Raw genomic sequence first — 25,496 nt, 5'->3', positions numbered from 1 at the left:
TCGGAGAGAGCGCCTCGGCGCAGCTCGTGGCGCTCTGCCGCAAGTGGTTCCCAGGCCGCCCGATGGAAACTGAGAGCATGGCCGAGGCGCTGTTTCTGGAGCGGGATTACTGGGACAAGATGACGGTCGCCGTGGCCAACGGCATTGCCACGGCATTCAAGGGATAAAGCATGGCCTCCACCAAACTGGAACGGCTCGAATTCGCCATAGGACTGCGGGACAACGCCTCCAGCAAGGTCTCCAAGCTGCGCAAGTCCCTGTCCGGCATGACGGAGACAGTGCATGAACAGTCTTTGCGGGCCGGCACCGGCGTAATGGCCGCGGGCGGTTCCGCCATGGCCATTCACCAGATGGTGGCCCCGGCCATCGACCTGAACCGCGCCCTGGGCGAGGTCGCCTCGCTGGACGTGGACAATGCCTCGCTCAAGATCCTGAGCGCCTCGGCCAAGAAATTCGCCATTCAGTACGGCGGCTCGGCGGCCGAGGTCGTGCGCGCCTCCTACGATATCCAATCGGGCATCGCTGGGCTTACGGGCAAGGAACTCGCGTCCTTCTCCGTGGCCTCCGGCGTGCTGGCCAAGGCCACCAAGGCCGACGTGGGCACCGTCACCAGTTACATGGGCACCATGTACGGCATCTTCAAGAACCAGGCGGACAAGATGGGCAAGGCCCAGTGGGTGGAGCAGCTCGCCGGGCGCACCGCGCTGGCCGTGCAAATGTTCAAGACCACGGGCGACGAGATGTCCTCCGCTTTTACCGCTCTTGGAGCTAACGCCACGGCTGCCGGAGTTGCGGCCGAGGAGCAGATGGCCATCCTGGGCACTCTGCAGGCCACCATGGGCGGCTCCGAGGCGGGCACCAAATACAAAGCCTTCCTGTCCGGTGTTGGCAGCGCCCAGGAGAAGCTTGGCCTGTCCTTCACGGACAGCCAGGGGAATATGCTCGGCATGGTCGATATCCTGGGCAAGATCCAGGGCAAGTTCGGCGACACGCTGAGCGTGGCCGAATCCGATGCGCTCAAGGACGCCTTCGGCTCCGATGAGGCCGTCTCGCTCATCAAGCAGCTCATGGCGGATACCACCGGCCTGGGTAAATCCATCGACACCATCGGCAAGGTCAACGGCATGGACAAGGCCCGGCAGATGGCCGCCAAGATGACCGACATCTGGGGCCGCATGGGCGGGGCCGTCAACGTGGTAGGCGCGTCCTTCGGCCAGGCGCTTTTGCCGCCACTCGAATTGATCGTGGGCAAGTTCGTGGCCGTGCTCGATACCGTGAACCGCTGGATCACCATCGCGCCGAACCTGGCCCGCTGGGTAGGCTATGGGGCCATGGTGGTCATGGGCCTGGCCGGAGCCATGGGGCTGCTTGCCGCCGCTACGGCCGTGAGCAAGATGGCCATGCTGGGCATCGCTGGGCCATTCAAGTTGGTGGCCGCGACAATCGGTTTCCTGAGCAAGATGACCGGCCTGCAGACGGCGGCCCAATGGCTGCTCAACGCGGCCCTGTGGGCCAACCCCATGACTTGGGTAGTGATCGGCATTGTCGCGCTTATCGCGGCCGTAGCCGCCGTGATCTACTGGTGGGACGATCTCAAGGCTGCCTTCCTGGACACGGCCTGGGGGCAGGCGCTCATGGCCACCATCGAAGCGGTCATGGTTCCGTTCAAGGCCTTGGGCAAGGTGTGGGACTGGCTGGGCGAGAAGCTCGGCTTTGGCGGCAAGGCCGAGATCACTGCCACGGCAGCGAATTCGGCGGCCACTGCCGGCACTACGATGCCCGCGCCGACTGCATCCTTGCCCTCGCTTGATGCTCCGCGCGCATCGACGGTGCCCTCTGGCGGCATCCTGAAGGCGAACAGCTCCTACTTCAACAAGTCCAATTCGAAGCAGACCAGCATCGGACAGGTGACGATCAACACCGAGCGCCCGCTCTCGCCCGGAGAGCTGGAAGAATACATGGCCCTGCAGGCCGGATAGATCATGCCCAAATACACCGACCTGCGCATCACGGACAACGATCTGACCCTGGACGCCGGGGGCAATCCCGTGCTTCTCGACGGCCGCGCCTCCATCGCCCAGGACATCATGCACATGATACGCGAATCCGGGCTGCTGGTGGAGATCATCGCCAACCGTGACGCGCGCAAGCGCCAGACCAACTTGGTCAAAATCACCATCGCCGTGGATGACGACGAGCGCATCGTGCCCGGCACAGCCGTGATCGACGAATCCGCGCCCGGCGCATACTGGCTCACCGCGCAGACGGTGGAATACGGCGAGCTATCCCTTGCGCTGGAGGCATAACCATGGCGGACGCGAACGCGACGGAACTCTTCACGGGCATGCTGCGCGAGTCGGGCATGCCCGTCACCCCCGAGGAGATGCAGGCGGAGTGGGAAGCCATCAACGAGGACCAGGACAGCCTGATAACCAACGACAGCGCCTGGTCGCCGTTTTGGCGGCTCATCTCGGCCATAGTCACCAAGCCGGCGCAGTGGCTGGTGGCGCTGCTCGTTACGACTGTCCTGCCCAACACTTTCCTGCGCTACGCCTCCGGCGCCTGGCTCGATGTCTACGCCTGGGGCGTGGACGTGGTTCGCAAGACGGCGGCCTATGCGCTCGGCACCGTCACCTTTACGCGCGCCTCCGCCTCGGGAGCGCTGGTCATCCCGGCCGGCACGGTGATCGAATCCCCGGCCCTGAATGGCGTGGTCTACCACGTGTTGACCACTGCCGAGACGGTCATCCCCGAGGGGCAGCTCGGCGCGGCCGTGGCCGTGCGGGCAGAGCAGGCCGGTGCGGCGTACAACCTTGGCCCAGGCTACTATTCCATCTTGGCCAAGCCTGTGCCCGGCATCATGTCCGTATCCAACGGCGCGGACTGGCTCACCTCGCCCGGCGCGGACGTGGAAGATGACGAGGCCCTGCGCTTGCGTTGCCGCAACCAGTTCGCGGCCGTGGGGCAGTACCACCATGATGCGGCATACAAGGCCATCATCAGCGAGTTTTCCGGCCTGCGTGTCGATTACCTGTTCTTCGAGAAGGACGGCCCGCGCGGGCCTGGTACGAGCAACTGCCACATCATGGTGGAATCCGGCATCCCCCCGCAAGAGCTGATCGACGCCATAAACGCGCATGTCCGGGAGTCCGGCAATCATGGCCACGGCGACGATCTGCAATGCATGGCCATCACGCCCATGCCCGTGGATCTTACGGTGACCGTCTATCCCGTCGTGTCCGCCGGCGCGGAGCGGCGCGAGGTGTTGCGCCAGGCAGTGGAGGACCGCGTGCGCTCGGCCTGGCGCGAAAACACCGACTTCGACGTGGCCAGGGTCATGCCGTTGTCGCGTTTCAGTTTTTCCCGCCTCGCCAAGGAGCTGCATGCGGAGCTGCCGGACCTGCGCAGCGTGGAGTTTTCGCGGGGGGACATCGTAGCGCAGCTTGAGCTGCCCGTGCTAGCCAGCCTCGATGTCAGCCTTGGGGTTGAAGCATGAGCGAGCTGCCTACCCTGAACAAGCCGAGCCTGCCGTTCTGGATGGCAGGCGACAGGGCTGGCAAGCTCGCCGCCGCAGCCCATGAATGGTTCCTTCGCCTGGGACAGTGGGCGGCGCTGCCGGCCCAGCAGCTCGATCCACTGACCTGCTCGCCGGTCATTCTCGACCTGCTGGCCTGGCAGCGCAATGTCACGCCCTACGCTGGCGAGCCGGAACGGCTGTACCGCCTGCGCGTGGCCCACGCCTACGCCAACGCGCGCGATGCCGGGAGCGTCGCCGGCTGGAGGCGGATTTTTCAGCGCCTGGAGCTGGGCGGCGTGTCCCTGGAAGAGCGCGTAGCAAACCAGGATTGGGACATCATCGGCGTTGTGGTGGACGATGCGCGCATGCCCGACCAGCAGAACGTGCTGGAGCTCATCATCAATGAGTACGGGCGAACCTGTCGCCGCTACCGCTTCATTTCCCGCGTCACCCAGGCCGCGCACGTGACGGCCTGCGCCTTCGGTAATGACCATTCGACGGTCTACGCGGCCAGTGCAGGCATTCCCAGCATGGTGGAAACTCTGCGCGTGGCCACTCTCGAAAACGACTATTTCACCGTGGAGGCTCGTTCATGAGTGTCGTGCTGACCTATGCCGGCGAATCGCTCATCGCCAGCTTGCAGGCAGGGGGACAGCCCCTGGTCATCGACAAGTTCCTTTTCGCCAACGTGCCTGGCCTGGACCATACCGCGCCCGTGGATCCGGCGCTCGGCGTGCTGGCCGAGGTGGTCCATGAGTTCACGATTCCCCCTGAGTACCGAGCTTTCGTGACTCCAAACCAAGTCGTGTATTCGGCGCTGCTGGGCTCGGATATCGGCCCGTTCACCTTCAACTGGCAGGGCCTCTATTGCTCCGAGCATGACGTGCTCGTAGCCGTGGCCACGTTCCCAGCCATGGAGAAGCGCGCCTACGATCCGAACACCAACACCCAGGGGAACAACCTGACCCGCAACTTCCTGCTGGAGTTCACCGGCGCGCGCGAGCTCACGCAGATCACCGTGGAGGCCGGGGTCTGGCAGCTCGATTTTACCGTGCGCCTCAAGGGCATCGATGAGCGCGAGCGCCTGTCGAACCGGGACCTCTACGGCCGAAGCGCCTTCCTGGATGACGGCTGGCTGCTCACGCACGATGCCGGGTACCGCTTCGAGGCCGGGCGCGGCTACGTGGAGGGCATCCGGGCGGCGCTGGCCGAGCCGCTGGTTGTGGTGCCGAGCCTCACGCCCTGCGATGTCTGGCTGGATGTGAGCATGCAGCGCCAGGGCTCGGACGTGGTGACCGTCGTCTCGCCCATGTTCCTCGATCCCAGCGCGCCGGCCGCCGACTACACGGAGGGCGCTCCGTACCATGTGCCCCATTACTGCGTGCAGGTGGCCAGCATTGCAGCCGACGGCACGGTGACGGACCTACGCCAGAAGGGGCTGGCCATCTCGCCCGAGCAGGTGGGAGCGGCCACGCCGCAGCAGGTGGAGGACCTGGCCGACGCCTTCCAGGGCTTCGAGCTGGACGGCGAACATACGCCGTACATGGGCGACCTGGACGCCATCGCGCGCAACAGCCTGTATGCGGTGCAGCAGGGTGTGGCCACGCACCTGCCCGAGGATCTGCCGGCCGAGGCCTGGGCTTTTTGCCAGACGATGGTTTTGCCCGGCGATATCGGCCGGACGCAGGTTGTGTGGAGCGAGGGCGATCCGGACCGGCCGGGCTGGTGGCGCAGGCGCGCGGCTGGTGTGTGGGGAGATTGGCGGCTGATCGGCTCCGGTGTGGGCATGCCCGTGGGCACGGTGTTCTTTTGGCCAGGCGCGACTGCGCCGGCGGGAGCTATAGCCATACCCGACGGCCCGCTACTTAGCCGCGCGACCTGGCCGGAGTTGTGGGCGATAGCCGAGGCCTCGGGCAACATCATTACCGAGGCAGAATGGCAGGCCCAGGCCGCCGTGCAATCCTCGGTCGGTTCGTTCAGCTCCGGTGACGGCGCGACCACATTTCGCACTCCGAGATGGCGCGACTTCGGCCGCGCGGCTGACCCGAGCAACGGGCGACCGGTGGGCACGTGGCAGGAGGATGCAGCTAGGCGGCTATACGGAGAGGTGTTGTCGGGTGCAATTGGCAGTGCCACGGCAAACTTCCTGGGGGACCAAGTCGCGGCCAACGGCGCATTGGAGTTGGTCAATCCGGGCTCTAAATCGGGGTGTGCGGACACAGGGGGGGCAGCGTACGGAGCTGACAAGCTGATTCTGGACTCTGCGTTAACCCTCCCGACCGCCGACGAAAACCGCCCCAAATCCGTCTCTTGGCTGCCCTGCATCCAGGCGGCCACCGTGCCGACCGACGCCGGCACGGTGAACATGCTGCAGCTCGCCAGCGACTTGGCGGGGCTGGAGGGGAGCAAGGCGGACAAGGCGGAGCTGGCGCAGAATAATGTGCTTATCGCACGGGATGAGAAAGCCCAGGGCACGGCAGGCGGGACGTTTACGTCCGGCGCTTGGCGTACGCGCGACCTGGCCGAAAAAGTTAACTCGATTCCAGGGGCGAGCGTGGCCGCCAATCAGATAACGCTGCCGGCCGGCACGTATCTGGTGGATGCACGCGCGCCGTCCTACGGAACCGTATCGCACCAGGCCAAGCTGTATGACGTAACGCATGCGCAAAACCTGATTGTCGGCACTGTTGAACGGACGGACGGGTCTTATCCATCGCAAACCTCCAGTTGTATCCGGGGCAAAATTGTGCTTGCCGAAGCGACCGCTATTGAAGTCCAGCACATTTGCAGCTTGTCCAGGTCAACGAATGGACTTGGGTTCGCGACCAACTTTGCGACTGAAGTATACACGGGCGTTATAATCGAGAGGATTGGCTAATGGATATCGCTCTTGCTCTTGGATCTCTTGTGCCTGGCGCTCGATTCGGCGGATCTCTGACCGCCAATACCCGCGAAGCCTACGACGCCTTGCGCTGGGAGGATGGGCGGTCAAAGCCGACGTGGAGCGAGCTTGAGGCCGCATGGCTAATGCTTGCTCGCGAGGCCAAACTCTCCGCTATTCATGCTGCCAAAAATGCGGCCCGTGATGGTGGATTCATCGTCGGCGGCGTGCTGTTTGACTCCGACGCGCCGGCCCGCATTGCTTACATGGAACTTGCCGCAGCCTTGCAGCAAGATCCGACGCTTTCGACGCGCTGGAAAGCATCTGAAGGTCAATGGGTTACGATGGACGCAATCAAATTTGCCGAAGTCTACGAGGCCGGCCGGGCGCATATCGAGAGCTGTTTCGGCTGGCAGGAGGCGCGGGAGCAGGAGATCTCAGCCGCGACTACATTGGCCGAACTGGAGGCCGTCTCCGAGACCTATACAGCTCCGGTGGCCGCCTAATGGGTAACAGCAACGGCTGCGGTGGAGCGGGTGAGATCAGCCGTACCTGGCGCTCCGTGTTCGGCACGCCTCCGCCCTGGGAAGGCTGTTGCGATGAGCATGACCTGGCCTACTCCCAGGGAGGTCCGGCCGAGTGGCGTGCCTGGGCGGACAGGATTCTCCGGGTCTGTATGATTCGGCGCGGTTATCCCGTGCGCGCCTGGCTATATTGGCTGGCTGTGCGGCTGTGCGGGGCTGGGCATTGGGCGGGTGAGCCGGATCCGGCTGTTGCCGAGGAAGCCGCATGATGTGGCAACCCGCCGTATTCACGCCGCCGGCATCAATCGCGGCCATGGTTCCGCAACTCTCCGGAGCAGTGGATACGCTGGACGCTGCACTCTCCAGCGGCGCGGGCAGCCTGGGCGGCCTCGGGCTGCCTGGCGGCGCCTCCGGCGGATCGAGCGCCGGCGAGCTGCGCGAGCAGGCCTCCGGGTTGCTCTCCAGCCCGGCCGCCTGTTTAGCCGTGACCCCCTACCATTACGGCATTGGCCAATGGCGCGGCGATCAGGCCTATCTGACGCCGCAGGGCGCTATCAGCGCCGTGGCGGGCAGGCTGGGAGACGCCGCGCTGCCGGCCGGCGTTACCGGCCTGGTGCTGCTGGTCATGGCCGCGCCTGCCCCTGGCCAGCTCGCCGCGGCGCTCGCGCTCTTCAATCGGGTATTTCCCATTCGGGAGCTGCAGCAAGCGGAGCGCCGGGGCAGCGCCCTGGCCAGCCTGGAAGAGGACAAGCTCAAGATCCCGGATGCGCCGGCGTACCCGGCCTGGGGCAAGGCCTCGCCGGAACGTGACGCCACTGGGCTGGCCACGTCCCGCGCCGTTGGCGCGCAACTGGCCGTGGCCGAAGGCCTCGCCGCAGCTCAAGCCTCGCCGGTGGAGCGCCTGGCCAGCTTCGCGGCGAAGGTAACCGCGGCCATGCGACAGCGCCAAGCCGATCTGGACGCGCTCATTGCCGGCATGTCCGGGACGGACAGCGGCTGGCATGGCGTCTACCTGGAGGGTGCAGGGCCGGATCTGGCCCGCCAGCTCCGCGAGGCCGCGCCTCCGCTGGACGCCGCCTACAAGTGTTCCGTGGCCGTGGGCTGGTTCGGGGCTGTCGGCCAGGTGGCCTACTACAAGGAGGCCTTCGGATTATGAGCTTCCTGCGCCTCGATGACTTCACCGTGCCTGGCTATGGCCTGCATGTTTCGCTGGGGCTCAAGTTCAAGGATGAGGACGCCTCGGGCGAGTCTTCCTCGACCTCCACGGCCAGCAAGGGCACCAAGGGCAAGCGGCTGGAGTGCAAGATCCACATCCGCTTCAAGGATGAGGCGGATCTGCGCAAGCTGACGCGGATAGCCGAGGGCAAGAGTGGGGGCGATCTCAAGGTCTACACCGTCACCAATCGCACGGCCAATGCCGCCAGCATGCGCCAGGCCAGGTTCACGGGCGACTTCAAGGCCGACGAGCAGGAGGACAAGCGTTGTTGGCTGGTCTCGTTCGCCTTGCTCGAGCATGTTTCGGTTCCGGAGCGCGTGGAGGTCCGCGAGGCCAAGAAGGACATTCAGACGCCGCAGAACGAAGGCCAGGCCGTCACTCCGCCCAAGACGGAAGAGGAACAGAAGCTCTCGCCGTTCGAGCAGTGGCTCAAGGCCCAGAACGACAAGGTGGGCGATTTTGAGGAGGGCGAGGCGCAAGCATGAAGCTCCAGAAGCGCATCCTTGTGGCCGGCTCCGAACTCCCTTTGGTGAGCGAGGATATCCGCCTGGACATCGACCGGCCGGGCCGGGCCATCTTCCAGGTGCGCGCCGGAGAGCAGCTCTCGGGCGAAGTTGTCTTTGCCCTCGGCTGGCACTTCGACGCAAAGCTCACGCGGTTCTTCACCGGCGAGGTGGAGCGCTGCGTGCCCGTGGACTCGACCCAGCAGCGCTTGTTCTGTCGGGAGGTGTCGGCCAGGCTCGATGCGGCGCATCCACTGGCTTTGCGCCATCCGACCTTGCGCGACGTGCTGGCCGCCTATGCGGCCCGCACGGGCCTGCGCTTCATCGTGCCGGATCGCGCCTACGCCTCCACCCGCGTGCCGTATTTCGGAACCCTCGGCTCAGGCTTTCACGGCCTGGCCAGGCTGGGCGAGGTGTTTTCCATCCCGGACTACTTTTGGCAGACCCAGGGCGATGGGCAGGTGTTCGTGGGTTCCTGGGAGGATTCCCGCTGGCCTAATCGGGCCGTGGAGCTGCCGGAATCAGTCCACTCGCAGGCCACGGCCGGGGGCAGCCAGAACATCCCGGCCATGCCCGCGCTACGCCCAGGGGCGATCCTGAACGGCCGGCGCGTCCTGTCCCTGCGCCTGGCCGGGCATGAAATGGGGGTCACATGCAGGATGCAATAAGGGCCGCCGTGCTCAAGCTTTTCCCGGAACTCTCCGGAGGGCTGCACCTGGACCGCTACGCGCGCGTGGTGGCCATTGCCGATCAGCCCGAAAAGGGCGCGACCTGTGAGCGCTTCCGGCCGCGCTACGCCGTGGACATCGAGATCCTTACCCCGGACCTGGAGCCGGATCCTGCTTTCCCGGTCTATCCGGCCGTACCGCTGCCCGTGCCGAGCGGAGCAGGGCAGGAGGCCGGGACGTTCGCATTCCCCGAGCCCGGCGCGCTCGTGGTTGTAGGCTTCGCCTATGGCAGGCCAGACCATCCCATTATCCGGCACGTCTATCCCATGGGCACGTCCCTGCCGGCCGTTGCGCCAAGGGAATGGCTGGCCCAGCAGTCCCCGGCCGTGTTCCAGCGCGCGGACGCCGCGGGTAACTGGGTCCGCCGCACGGACGCCGGCATCGAGGACGATTCGCTGACCAGGCTGGTGCGGGCCGTCGAGGCCGTCACCGAGCTGGCGCGCGAGTTCAAGCGCATCGAGGAGCATTCCACTATCGAGGTGGGCGGCATGCGCACCGTGGAGGTGGGCACGGTCCTTACCATGCTGGCCGGGCTGCGCGCGGATCTGGGCACGTTGGGCGACCTGAACCTGTCGGCCGGGGCGGACTCCACGCATACGACGGCCGGCGAGGCTACCGAAACCGTGGGCCAGAACCACACCAGCACCGTGAAGGGCAACCGTTCCGTTGCCATCGACGGCGACCGGCAGGAGACGGTCCAGGGCGAGCAGGAGACGACTATCGGCGGAGGCAGAACCGAGACCGTCACGGGCGAACAGACCACGGACATTGGCGGCGCGAAGACGGAGACCATCGGCGCGGATCTGGCCGTGAACGTGACCGGGAACAGCACGGAGATCGCCGCTGGCAATAAAGTCCTCCAGGCCGCGAACGTGACGCTCGGGGGCGGTGCGATAACATTGGTGGCCGGCACATTCGCCTGCATGGGAAGCGGAGGGGGCGGCGGTTCTGGCCCGAGCCTCTTCGCCGAGATCCTGGCCTGCCTCGATGAGATCAAGGCCGCATTGACCGTCCTGGCCTCGCATACTCACCCGACCGTGGGAGCCATCGTCCAGGGCGGCACGGTATCCGGACACGTTGCCAGCCTGGAGGAGCATCGCAACATCATTGGAGGCATCACCGCATGATACCCGCCGACGAGATCCGTTGCGGCACCTGCGGCAAACTCCTGGCCCGTGGCCAGGTCATTAGCCTGCATATCCGCTGTCCGCGCTGCCGGACAGACAACCACGTGAGAGCCATGAGCCCCAACTTCGAAGGCCGCGAGCCTCGAAATGGGGTTCGACATGACCACGCTGCTCGCTTCTGATCGCATTACCCTGCACCAAGGCGAAGCCCTCGGCATCTTGAGGGCGCTCCCGGACAACTCCGTCGATACCATCCTCACCGATCCGCCTTATTCGAGCGGCGGCATGACCATATCCGCCAGGCAGGCGGACCCCGCCCAGAAGTACCAACACGGCTCCACAAAGCGGCGCTATCCAGCCATGCTCGGGGATAACCGCGATCAGCGCTCCTTCACCCTGTGGGCCTCGCTCTGGCTTGCCGAGTGCTGGCGCATTGCGCGCGATGGGGCCCGGCTCATGGTCTTCACGGACTGGCGACAGCTCCCGGCCATGACCGACGCCGTGCAGGCCGCAGGCTGGATGTGGCGCGGCGTCCTGACCTGGCACAAACCCAGCGCCCGCCCCACCCTGGGAGACTTCAAGCGGGATGCGGAGTTCATCATCACGGGCAGCAAGGGCAAGCCGCTTACGCATACGCGCCGCTGCCTGCCCGGCGTCTACCGGCACCACGTCAATGCGAACCGCAAGGTCCACCTGACCGAGAAGCCCGTGCCCTTGCTCACGGATCTCCTGGAAGTCACCATGCCGGGCTGCACGGTCCTGGACCCCTTCGCCGGCAGCGGCACAACGGGCATGGCCTGCCTCCAAACCGGCCGGAGCTTCATCGGGATCGAGCTGTCTCCCGAGTACGCCGCCATCGCCGCGAAGCGACTCACGGAGGCAATGGAAGGATAGAGGAGCCTTGCACAGCACGGCACAGCCGAACGCCAGCCATAACCACAACAAAGGCCGGGAATCATCCCCGGCCTTTCCTTTTTCCACGCGCCAGCCGCGCCTCTCCGCGCTCCTTCACCAGCTTACGCTGACCAGACCCAGCCCGCGCCCGAAAGAGCGCCGCCCCCAGAAAAAAATCACTCCTCCGCACCAAACCTTCGAGCTTTTTCGATCAAAAAACGCAACGGCTCAGGGCATGGCAAGGGCATGCCAGCCCGCACGGGAGCGGCCTTAGCAGGAGGCGACCGCTTTTGCAGGGAGAGCAATGGAATGCAAAGGAGGGCAATTAGCTTGCGTGGTGATATGGATGCTAATTCGCATATCGGCTTGAAATGGCTTGCTTTTTAAAAATGAAGTTCATGGGATTGGGCATCCCTGTATGCCCTTTTGTATGCCCTAAAAAGAAACGGCTTGCGGGTAAACACCTGCAAGCCGTTGTAATCGCTGGTCGGGGCGGAGAGATTTGAACTCCCGGCATCCTGCTCCCAAAGCAGGCGCGCTGCCAGACTGCGCCACGCCCCGGTCTCCCTCAAGGGAGTGACTACTTACGCCAAAGCCTCGGGCCTGGCAAGGGGTAACAGCCTTGAGCAGAAGCGAAACGCTGCCGGCCAGCTTTTGCCGCAGGCTGGAAAAGGAAGTTCCCTGGCGTTCCGGGCGCGCTCCTTACCGGGTGGCCTGGGCTTGCCTAGAGCATTTTGCTTTTGAAAATGCTCTGCGAGCCGTGCGTCGGCATGGCTTGCCGCTAGCTTCGGCGTAGGCGCAATTCACTTGCGCCGTCATCGCCGGAGCGGGCGTCATAAAGGCAATCTGATCTAGATCGATGGGCGACGCGCTGCGCCGGATGTGCGGCCCTTGGCAGCGCGGTTCTTGCCGGCTTCTCCAGAGAGTCCCACGCCGGGAATTTCCAGTCCGCATTCGGGGCACTTGCCGTCCTTGATGGCATTGCTCGTGACCGAGAAGCCGCTGCGGTCCAGGCACAGACAGCCGCATTCGGGGCAGGTCGTGTGGTCCGAAACATGCCCCGGCACATTGCCCACATAGACGTACTTGAGCCCGGCCTCCTTGCCGATCTCCCAGGCCCGCTCAAGGCGTTCGACGGGCGTGATGGGTTTGGTCGTGAGTTTGTAGGTCGGATGAAAGCGCGAGATGTGCCAGGGCGTGTCCGCACCCACATCGTCGCGGATATAGGCGGCCATGCCCCGCAGTTCCTCGTCGCTATCGTTCATGCCCGGGATGAGCAGGGTGGTCAGCTCCAGCCACCAGCCCATCTTTTTGATGCTCACGATGTTCTTCAGCACGGGCTTAAGGCGGGCGTCGCAGATGTTGCGGTAAAAGTCGTCGTTGAAGGCCTTCAAGTCGATATTGGCCGCATGGATGATGTCGCGCAGGCGATCCAGGCACTTGTCGCTCATGTAGCCGTTGGAGACCCACACGTTCTTCAGGCCCTTGTCTATGGCCAGTTTGGCGCAGGGCTCGGCCAACTCAAAAAAGATGGTCGGCTCGGAATAGGTGTAGGAAATGCTCGCAGCTCCGTAGCGCAGGGCCGTTTCCACGATCACCTCGGGCGTGATGCGCTCGCCGCGCACCTCGTCGCCCTGCTTGGGCGGCATGGACAGGGAATAGTTCTGGCAGAACTGGCAGGCCATGGTGCAGCCCGGCGTGCCGATGGACAGGGACGTGGTGCCGGGCAGGAAATGATAGAGCGGCTTCTTCTCGATAGGATCGAGGTTCATGGCCGCGACCTTGTCGGCCGACAGGGACATGAGCCGGCCGTCATGGTTCTCGCGCACGCCGCACTTGCCGCGCGCGCCCTGCTCGATGAGGCAGAAATGGTTGCACAGTTCGCAACGCACGTGCTTGTCCGCGGCGGGCTTCCACAACTGGGCTTCGATCATGGCTGGCTCCTTTGGCCGGCCCGGTCCCGCTAACTGCCGGGGCGATAGACGCCTGGCTGCGGCACCTCGGCGCCGGGCTGATATTTCAGCACCGGTTTGGCGGGCTCCTGCTTGGCCGGCACGTCGATTTCCGGGACCACGTAGACCGCTCCATAGCGTTCGGGTTCCGCGCAGTCCGGGGCGGGATGAGCCACACCCAGAATACGGTCGCCGGTCTGCGGGTCCGTGGTTATGTATGGTCCGCTGACTTCTCCGGATTTCAAGGGTCTGATCTCAATGGTGTCTGTCGCTTCGGGCTGGGCCGCTTCCACGATGCCTGTGACGAGCAGGGCCGCCATCAGGGCAAGGGCGCTGGCAAAGGTCCGCATGGCACTCTCTCCTTGAATTTCCCTCATAGAGGGCCTATGAAGGCATGCATTCGAATAGTGTTCCATACACTCACACGCGAACTTGGAGACCAGCATGAACGACCGCTCCTCAGCATACAAGGCCGCCGGGGTCGATATAGACGCCGCCAACGATTTCGTGCGCGGCATCAAGGCCATGGTAGGCTCCACATTCACCAAAGGTGTCGTCACCGAGATCGGCGGCTTCGGCGGGCTGTTCAAGCCCGACTTGTCCTCCATGGAGGAGCCGGTCCTGGTGGCCTCCACCGATGGCGTGGGCACCAAGCTCCTGCTGACGGTCGCCTTCGGCCGCTACGACACCATTGGTATCGATCTGGTGGCCATGAGTGTCAACGACATTCTTGTCCAGGGCGCGCGCCCTTTGTTTTTCCTGGATTATCTGGCCATCGGCAAGGTTGACGTTGAGCGGCTCAAGGTCATCCTTTCAGGCGTGGTCGAAGGCTGCCGGCAGACGGGCTGCGCCCTGCTGGGCGGTGAGACGGCCGAAATGCCCGACCTGTACGCCCCGGACGAGTACGACATGTCCGGATTCTGCGTGGGGCTGGTGGACAACGCCAAGATCGTGGAGGGCGCGGGCGTGGCTGTGGGCGACGCAGTCATCGGCCTGGCCGCAAGCGGTATCCACTCCAACGGCTACTCCCTCGTGCGCAAACTCTTCGAGAAGTCGGGTCTCAAGGCCGACGATCAGTTCCCCGGCTCGGACAAGAGCGTGGCCGAGGTGTTGCTTGCGCCGACCGCCATCTATGTGCAGCCCGTGCTGAGCCTCATGCGCACCGTACAGGTCAAGGCCATGGCCCACATCACGGGCGGTGGCTTTTACGATAACATCCCGCGCGTGCTGCCCCAGAGTGTGGCCTGCGATATCGAGTTCGGTTCCTGGCCCATGCTGCCGGTGTTCGACTGGCTCAAGGCCACGGGCGAGCTGACTTGGCCCGAGATGCTCCAGATCTTCAACTGCTCCATCGGCTTCGTGCTCGTGGTGGATCAGAAGAGCAAGTCCGATGTCATCGACCGTCTGGCGGGCCATGGGGTCAAGGCCTACGAAATCGGCACCATCCGCCAGCGCAAGGGCGATGAGGAGCAGGTGCAGGTGCGCTTTCCGGCTTCGGCCAGCTAGGCCGCACGGGTTCCGGATTCAGAAAATGAAAGGCCGTGGAGTGCATCCACGGCCTTTTTGTTGTTTCTGCTGATGAACCGGGGCCGTCAGGCCTGTCAGGCCCGTCCCGCTCGCCTCACTCGTCTTTCCCGACTTTCTCGCCTTCTTCGTCCTTATCGACAGGCCCACCCAGGTACGGATTGAAATACCCGTAGCGCAGCCAGGGGCAGGCGTCCTTGAGGCGCTTGCGGAAGTTGGCCAGGCCCATGCCCGAGCCCTGGGCAAAGGGCGCGGCGATGGTCATGTACAGTTCCGGGTCCAGGTTCAGGTTGCGCAGCTGGATGAAGTCGACCTTGTGCTCGGAGACCAGAGCCGTCAGGGCCTCCACCTCCGCCTCGCTGTCGCTCACTCCGGGGAAGAACAGGAAGTTCAGGGAAACGAACAGGCCGTGCTGTTTGGCCTGGGCGATGGTTTCCACCACGTCCGCGAATGTGTAGCCCACGGGCCGGTAGTAGGCTTCGTACAAGGTCGGCCGCGCCGAGTTGAGGCTGACGCGGATCGAACTCAAGCCGGCCTTGGCCAGGGGCTCCATGGTTTGCGGCAGGCTTGCGTTGGTGTTGACGTTCACCGTGCCCTGGCCGCCGCCCGAACGGTACAGGCCCACTGCCTCGGCGATAATCGCTGCTTCCGTGAGCGGCTCGCCCTCGCAGCCCTGGCCGAAGGAGAATATGGGCCGCGGCTCGCGCTGCGCGTGATGGCGCATGATTTCCACGATTTCGGCTGCCGTCGGCGTGAAGGTGATGCGGCTCTGGGTGGAGGGGAAACCCGAATCCTTGGCTTGCAGGGATATGCAGCCAAGGCAGCGGGCGTTGCAGCCGCGCGCGGTTGGCAGGGGGCACTCGAAGCGGCCGAGGGCCAGGTTGCGCGCCGCCGGACAACAGTAGGTCAGGGCACACGTGGCCAGGTGGCGCACCAGTCGATTGTCCGGATAATTTTTGAGCATGGCTTCGGCGCCGCGCTTGATCTTGTCCTTGGGCACGTTCTTGAAGACCTGCCGCTGGTCTTCGTCCACACGCGAGGCGCAAACCCAGAAGCGACCGTTCTCGAAACCAACGGCGCCATAGGCGAACAGCGGAAGCCTGGGCGCGCCCTTGTCCGTGACATAGGCGGCCAGGCCGGAGAGGGTGTAGCCGGGGCAGGCGAAGGCCGCCACGGCGAAATCCTCCTGCACCTGCACATCGCCCGTGACCGGGTCGAGGCCCACGGCTCGACGGGCAGGGAGCATGAACAGGTCACTCTCGGCCGGTAGGGAGACTATCTCGTCAGGGCGCGGCGGGCCGAACTCGCCTCCGCGGCGCACAAGCATGGTCAAGTCGGGATGGTCATAAATATTGCCTTGGGCGTCGGCGACTACGAGGCGGGGGGTGGGCTTTTTTTTCTTGGTCATGGCTCCTCCGGCGAATCAGGCGAATCGGGCGGATTGGTCAGACCGGACGAATCAGGCAGAGCGGCCTGGCCTGGCGGACCAGGTGGATGAACAAGGCGGCACACCGTGCGGAAGCCAGGTGGAGTAGGCCCTTGCACGCCCTGTGCGCTCTTCATGCAGGAGACGTCCAGCCTCATGCGCGGGTCGGCGTCGGATAACGAGAGAGACGCGAGGGTCGGCCCGCTCCAGAAACACGAAAAGGGGCGAAGCCGAGCGGCTTCGCCCCATTGATCGCGTGAATGGGAACCCGGCGCGGTTTAGCGCTTGGAGTACTGGTAGCGGGCTCGAGCGGCACGCTGACCGTACTTCTTGCGTTCCTTCTGGCGGGAGTCGCGGGTCAGGAAACCCGCCCGCTTGAGAACGGGGCGCAGGTTCACATCGAGCTGCAGCAGGGCGCGGGAAATGCCGTGACGAACGGCCTGGGCCTGTCCGGCGACGCCGCCACCGCAGACGTTGACCTTGATGTCCAGCTTGCCGAGCAGCTTGGTCAGGTTCAGGGGCTGGCGGATGATCATCTGCAGCGTGGCGCGAGGAAAGTACTCCTCGTAGGGACGCTCATTGATGACGATCTGCCCGGTACCTTTGTACAGGCGGGTGCGGGCCACGGAGTTTTTCCGCTTGCCGGTGCCGTAGAAAAAATCTTCGCTCATGTCGCTCTCTCCGTGATTCGCCTAGGCGAGTTCCAGCTGCTTGGGCTGCTGGGAGGAATGCGGGTGTTCGGTTCCGGCATATACTTTGAGCTTCTTGAGAAGCGCCCTGCCGAGGCGGGTCTTGGGCAGCATACCCTTAACCGCCAGGAGGATGACATCCTCGGGCTTCTTCGCCAACATGTCCTTCAGAGGGGTTTCCTTGAGTCCACCCATGTGGCCGGTGTGCTTCCTGTAGATCTTGTCGGTCATCTTCTTGCCGGTGACCTTGATCTTGGCGGCATTGACCACAACGATGAAATCACCGTTGTCCACGTAGGGCGTGTACTCAGGCTTGTGCTTGCCGCGCAGGCGGAGCGCGATCTGGGTGGCCAGGCGGCCCAGGATTTTTTCATCAGCGTCGACAATGAACCAGTCGCGCTGGATGTCCTGGGGCTTGGGGGTATATGTCTTCATGAAAAGCTCCTTGCTCAGAACTCGAAGGGGTAACTTCTTAGTCAGAAATACGGGTGCTGTCAAGCGACGAGCTCCCGAAGCCTTGAAAAGCGCGAAAAGGCCTTAATCAACCCGGGCTTGTGCTTTGCTTGGCCACGGGCTAGAAAGTCTCGCCGGGGAAGTCTGTAACGGACGGCGGACGGCGAGGGGTGGATGTAACCGAAAATTCAGGTCATGCCAAGTATTAGAAAGAGCCTTTTGCAGCTTGTCTTCTCGGGCTCGTTCATGAAGCGCTGGAACGATAAGCTGCGACCCATGGAACTGTTCGAGGTGGACAAGCAGGCGCACAAGATGATGATCGCCTGGCTCTTGTACATGGAGAACTGTCAGGGGCTGGGTGAAGAGGAGCGCTTGAGCCTGGCCGAGCAGTTGGTGGAGGGCGGCCTGTTTGATTATTTTTTCCGCCTGATCATCACTGATATCAAGCCGCCGGTCTTTTATCAGATCAAAGCCAACCCTGACCACTACCGCCGGCTGTCGGAATGGGTGCTCGCCGAGTTGACCCCGCGCATCCAGACCCTTGGCGAGGAATTCATAGGCCGCATGCGCAGCTACCTCGCCGTGCCGGACCCGCAGGATCCGGCCGGTCGCATCCTGCACGCCGCGCATATTTATGCCAGCCGCTACGAGTTTCACCTCATCAAGGGCCTGAATCCCTGGGATGAGGAGTTGGACGAGATCGAGAACGACTTCACGACTATCCTGAATGCCCACAGCGACCTGCGTGGGGTGCCGGAGCTCATGAACGAGACCTCGGCCCTGGCGCGCTTCGCCAAGCTCTGCGGCAGGCTGCGTTTTCAGCGCCGCTGGTCCCAGACTCCGCGCATCCCCGAGACCTCCGTATTGGGGCATCTGTTCATCGTGGCTGCCTTCGCCTATCTCTTCAGCCTGGAGATCGGGGCCTGTCGAGGGCGAAGATTGAACAATTTCTTTACGGGGCTGTTTCACGATCTGCCCGAGCTGCTCACCCGCGACATCATTTCGCCGGTCAAGCGCAGCGTGGCGGGCATCGCCGACATCATCCGCGAATATGAGGAAAAGGAACTGGAAAATCGGGTTTTCGCCAGGCTGTCGGCAGGAGGGCACTATGAGATCGCCGAACGGCTCAAGTATTTCCTGGGCTACGGCCTTGAGCAGGAACTCGGCAATACCGTGCGCCAGAACGGTGAAACGGCACTGGTAAGCTTTGAGGATCTCCAGGAATGGTATAACGATGACCGCTTCGACCCGCGTGACGGCGAGCTGGTAAAGCTGTGCGACAACCTGGCCGCGTTCATTGAGGCCTATACGGCCTTGCGCAACGGCATCACCTCGGACCAGTTGCAGCAGTCCCTATGGCGCATTAAGAGCGCGTACCAGAAAGATTCCTACAAGAGCGGCGTGCATATCGGCTCGCTGCTTGCAGATTTCGACTAGTCCGCAAGCGGGCGTGCGCGGCCGGCCTGATTCCTGCGGCTTTCGGCTTGTCCGCGAGATCCGGGACTGCGGCCCCGTCGGTCATTAGAGCAGATTGCTTTTAAGACGCCCGCTCCGGCGTTAACGGTGCAAGTGAATTGCGCCTACGCCTACGCAGCGGCAAGCCATGCCGACACATGGCTTGCAGAGCATTTTCAAAAGCAAAATGCTCTAAGATATGGGCGGCCCGCACGCTGTCCAGCGGATGCGGTTTTGAGGCGCCTGGCGCAGTAGTGACGAGCAGATCAAACATCAATGAGGAGAACCGAATGCTGTTGCGCAAACGAGCCTGGGACATCATGCGCGAGGATTTCCTCGTCGTGGAGGAAGAGACGAGCATGGCCGAGGTCATTACCAAGCTTCGCGAGTCCATAAGCAAGCATGCCGACAATGATTTCGCCATTGTGGTCAAGGAGAGCGGACAACTCGCAGGCGTGATCACCGCGCGCGACATGCTGCGCGCCATAGAAGATTGCGTGCTGCGCGACGATGTCGTGCGCAATGCCGAGGAGACCGACTGGGATCGCGCCTTTGCCAAGGCCTGCACCCTGTGCTGCCACCGCAGGGTCAAGGATATAATGGAGCGCAAGCCGCCCACGGTGCGGCCCAATGACCCTGTATTATTGGTGCTGAATAGCCTGGTGGACAGCAAGGTCCGTTGGGCCGTGGTGGAAGAAGGGGGCAAGCCCATCGGCGTGGTGGTCATAAACGACTTGTTCAACGAGATCAGCCGCGAGATGGTCAGCTCATTCTAGAGCAGATCGCTTTTAAGACGCCCGCTCCGGCGTTGACGGCGCAAGTGAATTGCGCCTACGCCTATGCGGCGGCAAGCCATGTCGACGCATGGCTTGCAGAGCATTTTCAAAAGCAAAATGCTCTAGCAGGGCGACCCTAACTTGCGATAAAAAACGGCCCGCCAGGCTTGCCGGCGGGCCGTTTTGTTCCAGGTGGGACTAGCCGATTTCGCGCACGGCTATCGGAAGTTTCTTGGTCAGCACTTCGGACTGGAAAAATTTCGTGATCTTCGCATCGTAGCGCTTCTCGTCCCGGGCAAGCTCCCTGACTGCCATCTCCGGATCCAGGCCTTCGCCGTAGGGCTTGTCGGTGATCATGGCGCAGTAGGAGTCCACGATACCCGTGAGCCGGCCGACGTAGGAGATTTCGTTTTCCTTGAGCTTGTTGGGATAGCCGGAGCCGTTCATGCGCTCGTGATGCTCCAGGACGGCCTTTTCCGCCTCGCTGAACTTCGCGTCGATCTTGGTCAGCACTTCGTAGCCCAGCTTGGGGTGTTGCAGGAGCTTGGATTGCTCCTCGGGCGTCAGGTTGTTGGCCTTGTCCCGGATGAAGGCGGGGATCTTGGCCATGCCCACATCGTGCAGAAACAGGGCCAGGGCCATGTTGTCCAGGTTCTTGCGCGGGATGTCGGCCTTGGTGAAATCCTCGGACTGCATGCACAGGAACAGCCCCAGGCCCACAATGCCGCTGTTGACCGAATGGTTGGCCAAGGTGTGCTTCTTGTGCAGCCGTTTGACCAGGCCCTTGATGCGGTAGATATCCGCCGCCAGATACTCCGTGAGCACGAAGATGTCCTCGCGCAGGCGCTCATAGACTGCCTTGACCGGCTGCTCCTGGAAATGCTCCATGCGCATGGTCAGGGCCTGCATGAGGATGTCGCAAATTTCGCTGGGCTTTAGATTCTTGTCAATGAGCACCAGGTCGAGCTGATGGCTGATGTGCTTGACGTAAATGGGATGATCGCTACGCGATACGAAGGCGAAGCCCTCCTGCACGAGCCGTTCAAGTCCCTCGACCTGCTCGTTGCTCAGGCGCTCGCCTACCCTATAATAAGGCTCCAGCCTGCCAATGGCCTCATGGAAGCGATAGATGTTCAGCGGTGGCCGGTACTTGGAAAAGCTGTTTCGAATATCCAGATTAATCTGGTAATATTCTTCGTTAAGGCTGTCGGGAACGTCCAGTAGTTTCTTTGTCATGGTGTTTTACATGGCGTTGGGCGCACTTGTCTGCCTGCAGCGAACCTCATTCAGCGGTTGGGCAACATGCGCGCTATTACTAGACACAAATCGTTAATCGATTCGCTTTCCCTAAACCCCTGCGCCTTGATATCAACCTTTCCAATACGTTTGCAAGTGTGCATTTGGGTGGTCCGCTTACGCACGACAGACCTGAGTGGAGGTCCCGCTCATGCCGATGCGCATCTCGCTTGGTGTTCAATGCAGCCTTTAGAGCAGATTGCTTTTAAGACGCCCGCTCCGGCGTTGACGGCGCAAGTGAATTGCGCCTACGCCGAAGCTAGCGGCAAGCCATGCCGACGCATGGCTTGCAGAGCATTTTCAAAAGCAAAATGCTCTAAACATGACAGGCTAGGATCCCACCCGTCTTGTTGGCGACGTTATGCGTAGGTTCCAGAGTGTCACGCGCATATACGATCTGGGACAATTCCGCGCTGGTGTCCAGAATGCGCAGCAAGGTTGTAGTGCGCAAGAAGCGCCAGCCTGTATGCAGCGCCCGTCCATGTCGTGACCGGCCCATGAGAGCCAAAGCCATATGGTTCCAGACAGGTAGGCTGAACATTGGCCGCACCAGCTTGAGAAAGGTCATGGAGGGCTGCAGGACACATGCGCATGGTTGCCTTTCTTCGTCATCTTCCGCCTGCGGAAATAAATCAATGAAGCCATTCGCAAGCTCATTCGGCCTGTTATCGCGGTTTTTGCGGTCTGGGCAAGGTTTTAATCACTGTCAAGTCTCTTTTAGATTGACAAAAGTTTGTGTCTGGATGAGGAGTGAGTGGGATTGTGTGGTAAATTGTGGGAACTTAAGAGGCAAAGGGCATGTTCCGGGGCAGGTCGTTACGCAACATCGATGCCAAGGGCAGACTCATGATTCCGCCGGAATTCCGGGATCAAGTCATTGCCGCGGCCCCGGAAGGCAAGCTCGTGCTTACCAATTACGATGAAGCCATCTCCTGCTATCCCTTGTCCGCGTGGGAGGAAATCGAGCTCAAGTTGAGCCAGCTCAAGAATCCCCCCTTGAAAGTGCGCACCTTCTTGCGCTTTTTCCTGGGCGGCGCCCAGGAAGTTACCCTCGACAGCCAGGGACGCATTCTCGTCCCGCCGACACTGCGTGAATATGCCGGGTTGGACAAGGAACTCTACCTTGTGGGCATGGGGGTTAAATTCGAGATCTGGGATAAGAGCCGGCATGACGAGCAAATTCTGTCGCAAGTGCACGAGGACTGCTCAGAGGCCATCGCAGCCACGGGCATAGAGGTGAGTCTGTAAGCCATGATGCGCGAACTGGCACATAAGGAGCAAGGCGAGCACGGTCACATCAGTGTTCTGCTCGCGGAAACCCTGGAGTTTTTGGCTCCCAGGCCTGGTGGCCGTTATCTGGACGGCACCTTGGGCTTGGGCGGCCACAGCGAGGCCATTCTGGAGCTTGCCGGTCAAGGCGCCGAATTGCTGGGCCTGGATCGTGATGCTCAAGCCCTGGAACGCGCCAGAACACGTTTGGCCCGGTTCGGCCAAGCGGCGCATCTTGTCCAGGCTCCCTACAGCAGTTTCGAGGCCGAGATGGAGAATCTGGGCTGGGACCTGCTCGACGGCGCGGTGTTGGACCTGGGCATCTCCTCGCTGCAGGTGGACCTGGCCGAACGTGGCTTCAGCTTTATGGCCGAGGGGCCGCTGGACATGCGCATGGACCCGGACAGCGGCGCGGCGCCGGCCTCACAGATAGTCAACAAGGCTTCCTGCGAGCGGCTCAAGGAGATCATCCGGGACCTGGGCGAGGAGCCCATGGCCGGGCGCATCGCCCGGGCTATCGTGGAGGCTCGGCAAGATAAGGAGATCGAGACGACTCTGGAGCTGGCTGCCATTGTGGCGCGGGCGTATCCGGCCAAATGGCGGCGCACGGCGCGCAATCACCCGGCTACCAGAACCTTCCAGGCCCTGCGCATGGCCGTGAACAGCGAACTGGAGGAACTGGAGTCCTTTCTGTCGCGCATCACGGACCGGCTGCGCCCCGGCGGCAGGGTGGTCATCATTTCCTTCCATTCCCTGGAGGACCGCTTGGTGAAGTGGGCTTTCCGGGAAGATGCCAGGAAGTGCCGTTGCCCCAGAACACAGCCGTTTTGTGATTGTGGCGGACAACCCAGGCTCAAGCTGCTGACGAAGAAGCCCCTTGCGCCATCGGAACAGGAGATGGCCGCCAATCCCCGCAGTCGTAGCGCCAAGCTGCGCGCGGCCGAGCGGGTGGGGGAGGCTGGACAGTGAAGAGCGGACACTTGCTGACCGCTAACCTGGCCCTGGCCATGTTTCTGGGTTTGGGTCTCGTGTGGGTGAACATCGAGCGCGTGGAATTGGCCTACGATCTACGCCGCCTGGAGTTGGAGTCGCGGGAGCTGCGCTCGCTCGTCGACAAGCTGGAGATGGAGCGAAACAATTTGTGCGCGCCGTACAACCTGCGGCGCAAAGCGCCGGAGTTCGGGCTTCGGCCAGCCCGGACAGGCCAGATACGGCGAGTGGAGGCGGCCCGGCCTGAACCAGAGGTTCAGTAGCTGAGCGATGTGCCATTGGGGCGGCTGAGAGGTCGGGAAGGTGTTGTTCCGATGCAGGTGGGAACGGGCAAGATGAAGGACACAAGCAGGCGCAGGCTGGTTATCGGCCTGGCCTTTTTCCTGCTTGCCTGGCTGGGGCTGTGGCTCCGGGCGGGGTGGGTCCAGGTCGTCAAGGGCCCGCAATATTCCGAACTGGCCCGCCGCCAGCATCTCTCGGCCGAATTCGAGCGTGGCCGACGCGGCAATATCCTCGACCGTAACGGCGTGGTTCTGGCCAAGTCGATTCCCATCGAGTCGGTCTATACCCGGCCCTTGGAGATTCCCGATGCCTGGCAGACCGCTCAAGTGCTCGCGCCCATTCTGGACGAGCCCGTTAAAGAGCTGGCCAGGAAACTGCGCTCCAAGAAAAATTTTGTCTGGCTTTCGCGTCAGATCGACGACCGGGCCGCGTCCAGGATCAGGCAGAAGAAGCTGCCGGGCATTCATCTTGTGCCGGAGTACGCCAGGCTCTATCCCAACGGCCATGTGGCCGGGCCGCTCATCGGTTTCGTGGGCCTGGACGGTGAAGGGCTGGAGGGACTGGAGCGATCCTTCGATGGCGAGCTGGTCGGGCGCACGGCCGAGATAGTGCTTGCCCGGGATGCCTCGGGCCGCAAGCTTTACCTCGATGCCGAGGGTCGCGAGATGGATATCGACGGCCGCGACGTGCGCCTGACCATTGACGTGCAGGTGCAGGCCGAGGCTGAATCGGCCCTGGCCCGGGCCGTAACCCAGTATGGAGCCACCTGGGGCGGCTGCTTGGTCATCGACGTGCCCAGCGGCGATATCCTGGCCTGGGCCAGTTATCCGTTTTTCAATCCCAACGTCTACCGGGGTAAGTCGCCCAGCCGCTGGCGCAATCGGCTGGCTCTGGACATCATCGAGCCCGGCTCGACCCTGAAGCCGTTCCTCATCGCGGCCGTGCTGCAGGAAGGCCTGCGCCGGCCTGCGGACCCCATATTCTGCGAGAACGGCCGCTGGCGGTTGCACAGCAACATCATCCGCGACACGCACGCCTATGGCGAGCTGTCCGTCACCGATGTGCTCAGCTTTTCTTCCAATATCGGCTCGGCCAAGCTTGGACTGGAGCTTGGCGCCGAGCGGTTCTGGAACTACATGAACGCGCTGGGCTTCGGCCGGCCTACAGGCCTGCCCCTGTCGGCCGAAAGCCGTGGGCTCATTCGCCCCTCCGCGCAGTGGAATGAGATCGACACGGCCTCGGCCTCCTTCGGACAGGGCGTGGGAGTCACGGTGCTGCAGCTTGCCCAAGCCTACCTGGTGCTGGCCGCCGATGGACAGGACAGGCGGCTCCGGCTGGCTCAGACCTCCGTTTCGCCGCAGGCCGAACCCCGGCAGGTTTTCTCCCCCGAAGTGGCCAAAGCCGTGCGCGCCATGCTCGTGCGCGCGGTGGAACAAGGCACGGGCAAGTCGGCTCAGATACCCGGCGTGAGCGTGGGCGGCAAAACCGGCACGGCCCAGAAAGCCAGCCCCGAGGGCGGTTACGGCAGCGGCTATAGTTCTTCTTTCGCCGGCCTTGTGCCGGGCGACAATCCCCGCTACCTCGTGGTGGCCTTGCTGGATGAGCCGACCAAGGAGCAATACTACGGCGGCCTCGTGGCCGCGCCGGTTGTGCGCGACGTGGCGATCAAGACCCTGGCCTACTACGGCATCCTGCCTGACGAAGTCCTTGCGGCAGCCGCAGCCATGTCCTTGGCGACTCCGGTGGGCGGCCCGGCAGCCGACGGCCGGGTAATGCTGGTCAGCAAACCTCTCTCGGCAGACACCGTTCCTGACCTGCGCGGCATGGAATTGCGCCGGGCCGTGGAGATTCTGGCGCGTAGCGGCCGCATCCCTCAGATCATTGGGGATGGTTCCGTTGTCGCCAAGCAATTGCCGGCCGCAGGCAAGCCCTGGCCGGCTTTGGGCGATGATTCTTTTACAGTCTGGCTTTCCCAAGCCAGGGAGTCCTAGAGC

General features: G+C 63.0%; 27 protein-coding genes and 1 tRNA gene. 21 read left to right on the top strand and 7 right to left on the bottom strand.

Translation table 11 applies throughout. The annotated features are described in order from the left end of the window. The first annotated feature begins 26 nt into the window (after nucleotides 1-26). Genes H585_RS24015 through H585_RS0120020 form a run of 14 tightly spaced genes read left to right on the top strand, consistent with a single transcriptional unit; the run spans nucleotide 27 to nucleotide 11,390 of the window. The gene (locus H585_RS24015) at nucleotides 27-167 is read left to right on the top strand and encodes a DUF6890 family protein (RefSeq protein WP_034628611.1); all 141 of its coding nucleotides are present in this window, start codon (nucleotides 27-29) and stop codon (nucleotides 165-167) included. Nucleotides 168-170: 3 nt separating this feature from the next. Continuing rightward, entirely contained in the window at nucleotides 171-1,979 is a 1,809-nt protein-coding gene (locus H585_RS0120070; protein WP_027369152.1) for a phage tail tape measure protein, read from the top strand. Between the two features lie 3 nt (nucleotides 1,980-1,982). After that, complete coding sequence (locus tag H585_RS0120065) at nucleotides 1,983-2,306, top strand: DUF2590 family protein (RefSeq protein ID WP_027369151.1); 324 nt, start codon at nucleotides 1,983-1,985, stop codon at nucleotides 2,304-2,306. Between the two features lie 2 nt (nucleotides 2,307-2,308). Further along, nucleotides 2,309-3,496, top strand: coding sequence for a baseplate J/gp47 family protein (locus H585_RS0120060; RefSeq protein WP_027369150.1), 1,188 nt, complete (start codon nucleotides 2,309-2,311; stop codon nucleotides 3,494-3,496). Continuing rightward, nucleotides 3,493-4,113 (top strand): phage tail protein, encoded by a 621-nt coding sequence (locus H585_RS0120055; protein WP_027369149.1) that lies wholly within the window; start codon nucleotides 3,493-3,495, stop codon nucleotides 4,111-4,113. Before H585_RS0120060 ends, H585_RS0120055 begins: the two co-directional genes overlap by 4 nt. Continuing rightward, on the top strand, nucleotides 4,110-6,395 hold the full coding sequence (locus tag H585_RS22825; RefSeq protein WP_081678726.1) for a phage tail-collar fiber domain-containing protein: 2,286 nt from the start codon (nucleotides 4,110-4,112) through the stop codon (nucleotides 6,393-6,395). The genes H585_RS0120055 and H585_RS22825 overlap by 4 nt, the downstream gene beginning before the upstream one ends. Continuing rightward, nucleotides 6,395-6,904, top strand: coding sequence for a DUF4376 domain-containing protein (locus H585_RS0120045; RefSeq protein WP_027369148.1), 510 nt, complete (start codon nucleotides 6,395-6,397; stop codon nucleotides 6,902-6,904). The genes H585_RS22825 and H585_RS0120045 overlap by 1 nt, the downstream gene beginning before the upstream one ends. Next, nucleotides 6,904-7,191 (top strand): hypothetical protein, encoded by a 288-nt coding sequence (locus tag H585_RS23185; protein ID WP_138708224.1) that lies wholly within the window; start codon nucleotides 6,904-6,906, stop codon nucleotides 7,189-7,191. Before H585_RS0120045 ends, H585_RS23185 begins: the two co-directional genes overlap by 1 nt. Next, entirely contained in the window at nucleotides 7,188-8,078 is an 891-nt protein-coding gene (locus tag H585_RS0120040; protein WP_244432670.1) for a hypothetical protein, read from the top strand. The genes H585_RS23185 and H585_RS0120040 overlap by 4 nt, the downstream gene beginning before the upstream one ends. Next, the gene (locus tag H585_RS0120035; protein ID WP_027369146.1) at nucleotides 8,075-8,623 is read left to right on the top strand and encodes a baseplate complex protein; all 549 of its coding nucleotides are present in this window, start codon (nucleotides 8,075-8,077) and stop codon (nucleotides 8,621-8,623) included. Before H585_RS0120040 ends, H585_RS0120035 begins: the two co-directional genes overlap by 4 nt. Next, nucleotides 8,620-9,309 (top strand): hypothetical protein, encoded by a 690-nt coding sequence (locus H585_RS0120030; RefSeq protein ID WP_027369145.1) that lies wholly within the window; start codon nucleotides 8,620-8,622, stop codon nucleotides 9,307-9,309. The genes H585_RS0120035 and H585_RS0120030 overlap by 4 nt, the downstream gene beginning before the upstream one ends. After that, entirely contained in the window at nucleotides 9,294-10,496 is a 1,203-nt protein-coding gene (locus H585_RS0120025) for a bacteriophage T4 gp5 trimerisation domain-containing protein (protein WP_027369144.1), read from the top strand. Before H585_RS0120030 ends, H585_RS0120025 begins: the two co-directional genes overlap by 16 nt. Next, entirely contained in the window at nucleotides 10,493-10,678 is a 186-nt protein-coding gene (locus H585_RS22815; protein ID WP_081678725.1) for a Com family DNA-binding transcriptional regulator, read from the top strand. Before H585_RS0120025 ends, H585_RS22815 begins: the two co-directional genes overlap by 4 nt. Further along, the gene (locus H585_RS0120020; RefSeq protein WP_027369143.1) at nucleotides 10,656-11,390 is read left to right on the top strand and encodes a DNA-methyltransferase; all 735 of its coding nucleotides are present in this window, start codon (nucleotides 10,656-10,658) and stop codon (nucleotides 11,388-11,390) included. The genes H585_RS22815 and H585_RS0120020 overlap by 23 nt, the downstream gene beginning before the upstream one ends. 484 nt (nucleotides 11,391-11,874) lie before the next feature. Here the strand turns inward: H585_RS0120020 and H585_RS0120015 are convergent. The 3 genes from H585_RS0120015 to H585_RS0120005 form a co-directional block, all read right to left on the bottom strand. Next, nucleotides 11,875-11,951: transfer RNA gene (locus H585_RS0120015), tRNA-Pro, on the bottom strand. A 290-nt stretch (nucleotides 11,952-12,241) separates the two neighbouring features. After that, nucleotides 12,242-13,324 (bottom strand): AmmeMemoRadiSam system radical SAM enzyme, encoded by a 1,083-nt coding sequence (amrS, locus tag H585_RS0120010; protein WP_027369142.1) that lies wholly within the window; start codon nucleotides 13,322-13,324, stop codon nucleotides 12,242-12,244. A gap of 29 nt (nucleotides 13,325-13,353) precedes the next feature. Then, the gene (locus tag H585_RS0120005) at nucleotides 13,354-13,692 is read right to left on the bottom strand and encodes a hypothetical protein (protein WP_027369141.1); all 339 of its coding nucleotides are present in this window, start codon (nucleotides 13,690-13,692) and stop codon (nucleotides 13,354-13,356) included. 94 nt (nucleotides 13,693-13,786) lie between these two features. Between H585_RS0120005 and purM the strand changes: the two genes are divergently transcribed. Then, nucleotides 13,787-14,848 carry a phosphoribosylformylglycinamidine cyclo-ligase gene (gene purM, locus H585_RS0120000; protein WP_027369140.1) on the top strand — a complete coding sequence of 354 codons (1,062 nt, stop codon included), beginning with the start codon at nucleotides 13,787-13,789 and terminating at the stop codon, nucleotides 14,846-14,848. Nucleotides 14,849-14,963: 115 nt separating this feature from the next. On the opposite strand, the gene H585_RS0119995 is transcribed toward purM, so the two are convergent. The 3 genes from H585_RS0119995 to rplM form a co-directional block, all read right to left on the bottom strand. Then, nucleotides 14,964-16,274 (bottom strand): radical SAM family protein, encoded by a 1,311-nt coding sequence (locus tag H585_RS0119995; protein ID WP_027369139.1) that lies wholly within the window; start codon nucleotides 16,272-16,274, stop codon nucleotides 14,964-14,966. 296 nt (nucleotides 16,275-16,570) lie between these two features. Beyond that, nucleotides 16,571-16,963, bottom strand: coding sequence for a 30S ribosomal protein S9 (gene rpsI, locus H585_RS0119990; protein WP_005987923.1), 393 nt, complete (start codon nucleotides 16,961-16,963; stop codon nucleotides 16,571-16,573). Nucleotides 16,964-16,984: 21 nt separating this feature from the next. After that, on the bottom strand, nucleotides 16,985-17,416 hold the full coding sequence (rplM, locus tag H585_RS0119985) for a 50S ribosomal protein L13 (RefSeq protein ID WP_027369138.1): 432 nt from the start codon (nucleotides 17,414-17,416) through the stop codon (nucleotides 16,985-16,987). Between the two features lie 213 nt (nucleotides 17,417-17,629). Between rplM and H585_RS0119980 the strand changes: the two genes are divergently transcribed. Together H585_RS0119980 and H585_RS0119975 are read left to right on the top strand one after the other, a co-directional pair. Beyond that, complete coding sequence (locus H585_RS0119980; protein WP_027369137.1) at nucleotides 17,630-18,871, top strand: HD domain-containing protein; 1,242 nt, start codon at nucleotides 17,630-17,632, stop codon at nucleotides 18,869-18,871. Between the two features lie 308 nt (nucleotides 18,872-19,179). Then, nucleotides 19,180-19,665 carry a CBS domain-containing protein gene (locus H585_RS0119975; RefSeq protein ID WP_027369136.1) on the top strand — a complete coding sequence of 162 codons (486 nt, stop codon included), beginning with the start codon at nucleotides 19,180-19,182 and terminating at the stop codon, nucleotides 19,663-19,665. Between the two features lie 198 nt (nucleotides 19,666-19,863). Here the strand turns inward: H585_RS0119975 and H585_RS0119970 are convergent, their stop codons facing one another. Further along, entirely contained in the window at nucleotides 19,864-20,901 is a 1,038-nt protein-coding gene (locus H585_RS0119970) for an HD-GYP domain-containing protein (RefSeq protein ID WP_027369135.1), read from the bottom strand. Nucleotides 20,902-21,759: 858 nt separating this feature from the next. Here H585_RS0119970 and mraZ point away from each other — a divergent pair. From mraZ to H585_RS0119950, 4 genes are read left to right on the top strand one after another with little or no spacing between them, the layout of a single operon-like run. Beyond that, complete coding sequence (gene mraZ / locus H585_RS0119965; RefSeq protein ID WP_005987934.1) at nucleotides 21,760-22,209, top strand: division/cell wall cluster transcriptional repressor MraZ; 450 nt, start codon at nucleotides 21,760-21,762, stop codon at nucleotides 22,207-22,209. 3 nt (nucleotides 22,210-22,212) lie between these two features. Then, nucleotides 22,213-23,199: a 16S rRNA (cytosine(1402)-N(4))-methyltransferase RsmH gene (rsmH, locus tag H585_RS0119960; RefSeq protein ID WP_034628607.1), complete on the top strand. Its 987-nt coding sequence runs from the start codon at nucleotides 22,213-22,215 to the stop codon at nucleotides 23,197-23,199. After that, nucleotides 23,196-23,483: a hypothetical protein gene (locus H585_RS0119955; protein WP_027369133.1), complete on the top strand. Its 288-nt coding sequence runs from the start codon at nucleotides 23,196-23,198 to the stop codon at nucleotides 23,481-23,483. The genes rsmH and H585_RS0119955 overlap by 4 nt, the downstream gene beginning before the upstream one ends. A 51-nt stretch (nucleotides 23,484-23,534) precedes the next feature. Next, nucleotides 23,535-25,493, top strand: a complete 1,959-nt coding sequence (locus tag H585_RS0119950) for a penicillin-binding transpeptidase domain-containing protein (protein WP_027369132.1) — start codon at nucleotides 23,535-23,537, stop codon at nucleotides 25,491-25,493. Nucleotides 25,494-25,496 lie beyond the last annotated feature (3 nt).

The organism is Desulfocurvibacter africanus subsp. africanus DSM 2603 (genome assembly GCF_000422545.1).
Classification (GTDB): Bacteria; Desulfobacterota; Desulfovibrionia; order Desulfovibrionales; family Desulfovibrionaceae; genus Desulfocurvibacter; species Desulfocurvibacter africanus.
The sequence above is the reverse complement of the archived record's forward strand: the minus strand, read 5'-3'. Positions and strand labels throughout refer to the sequence as shown.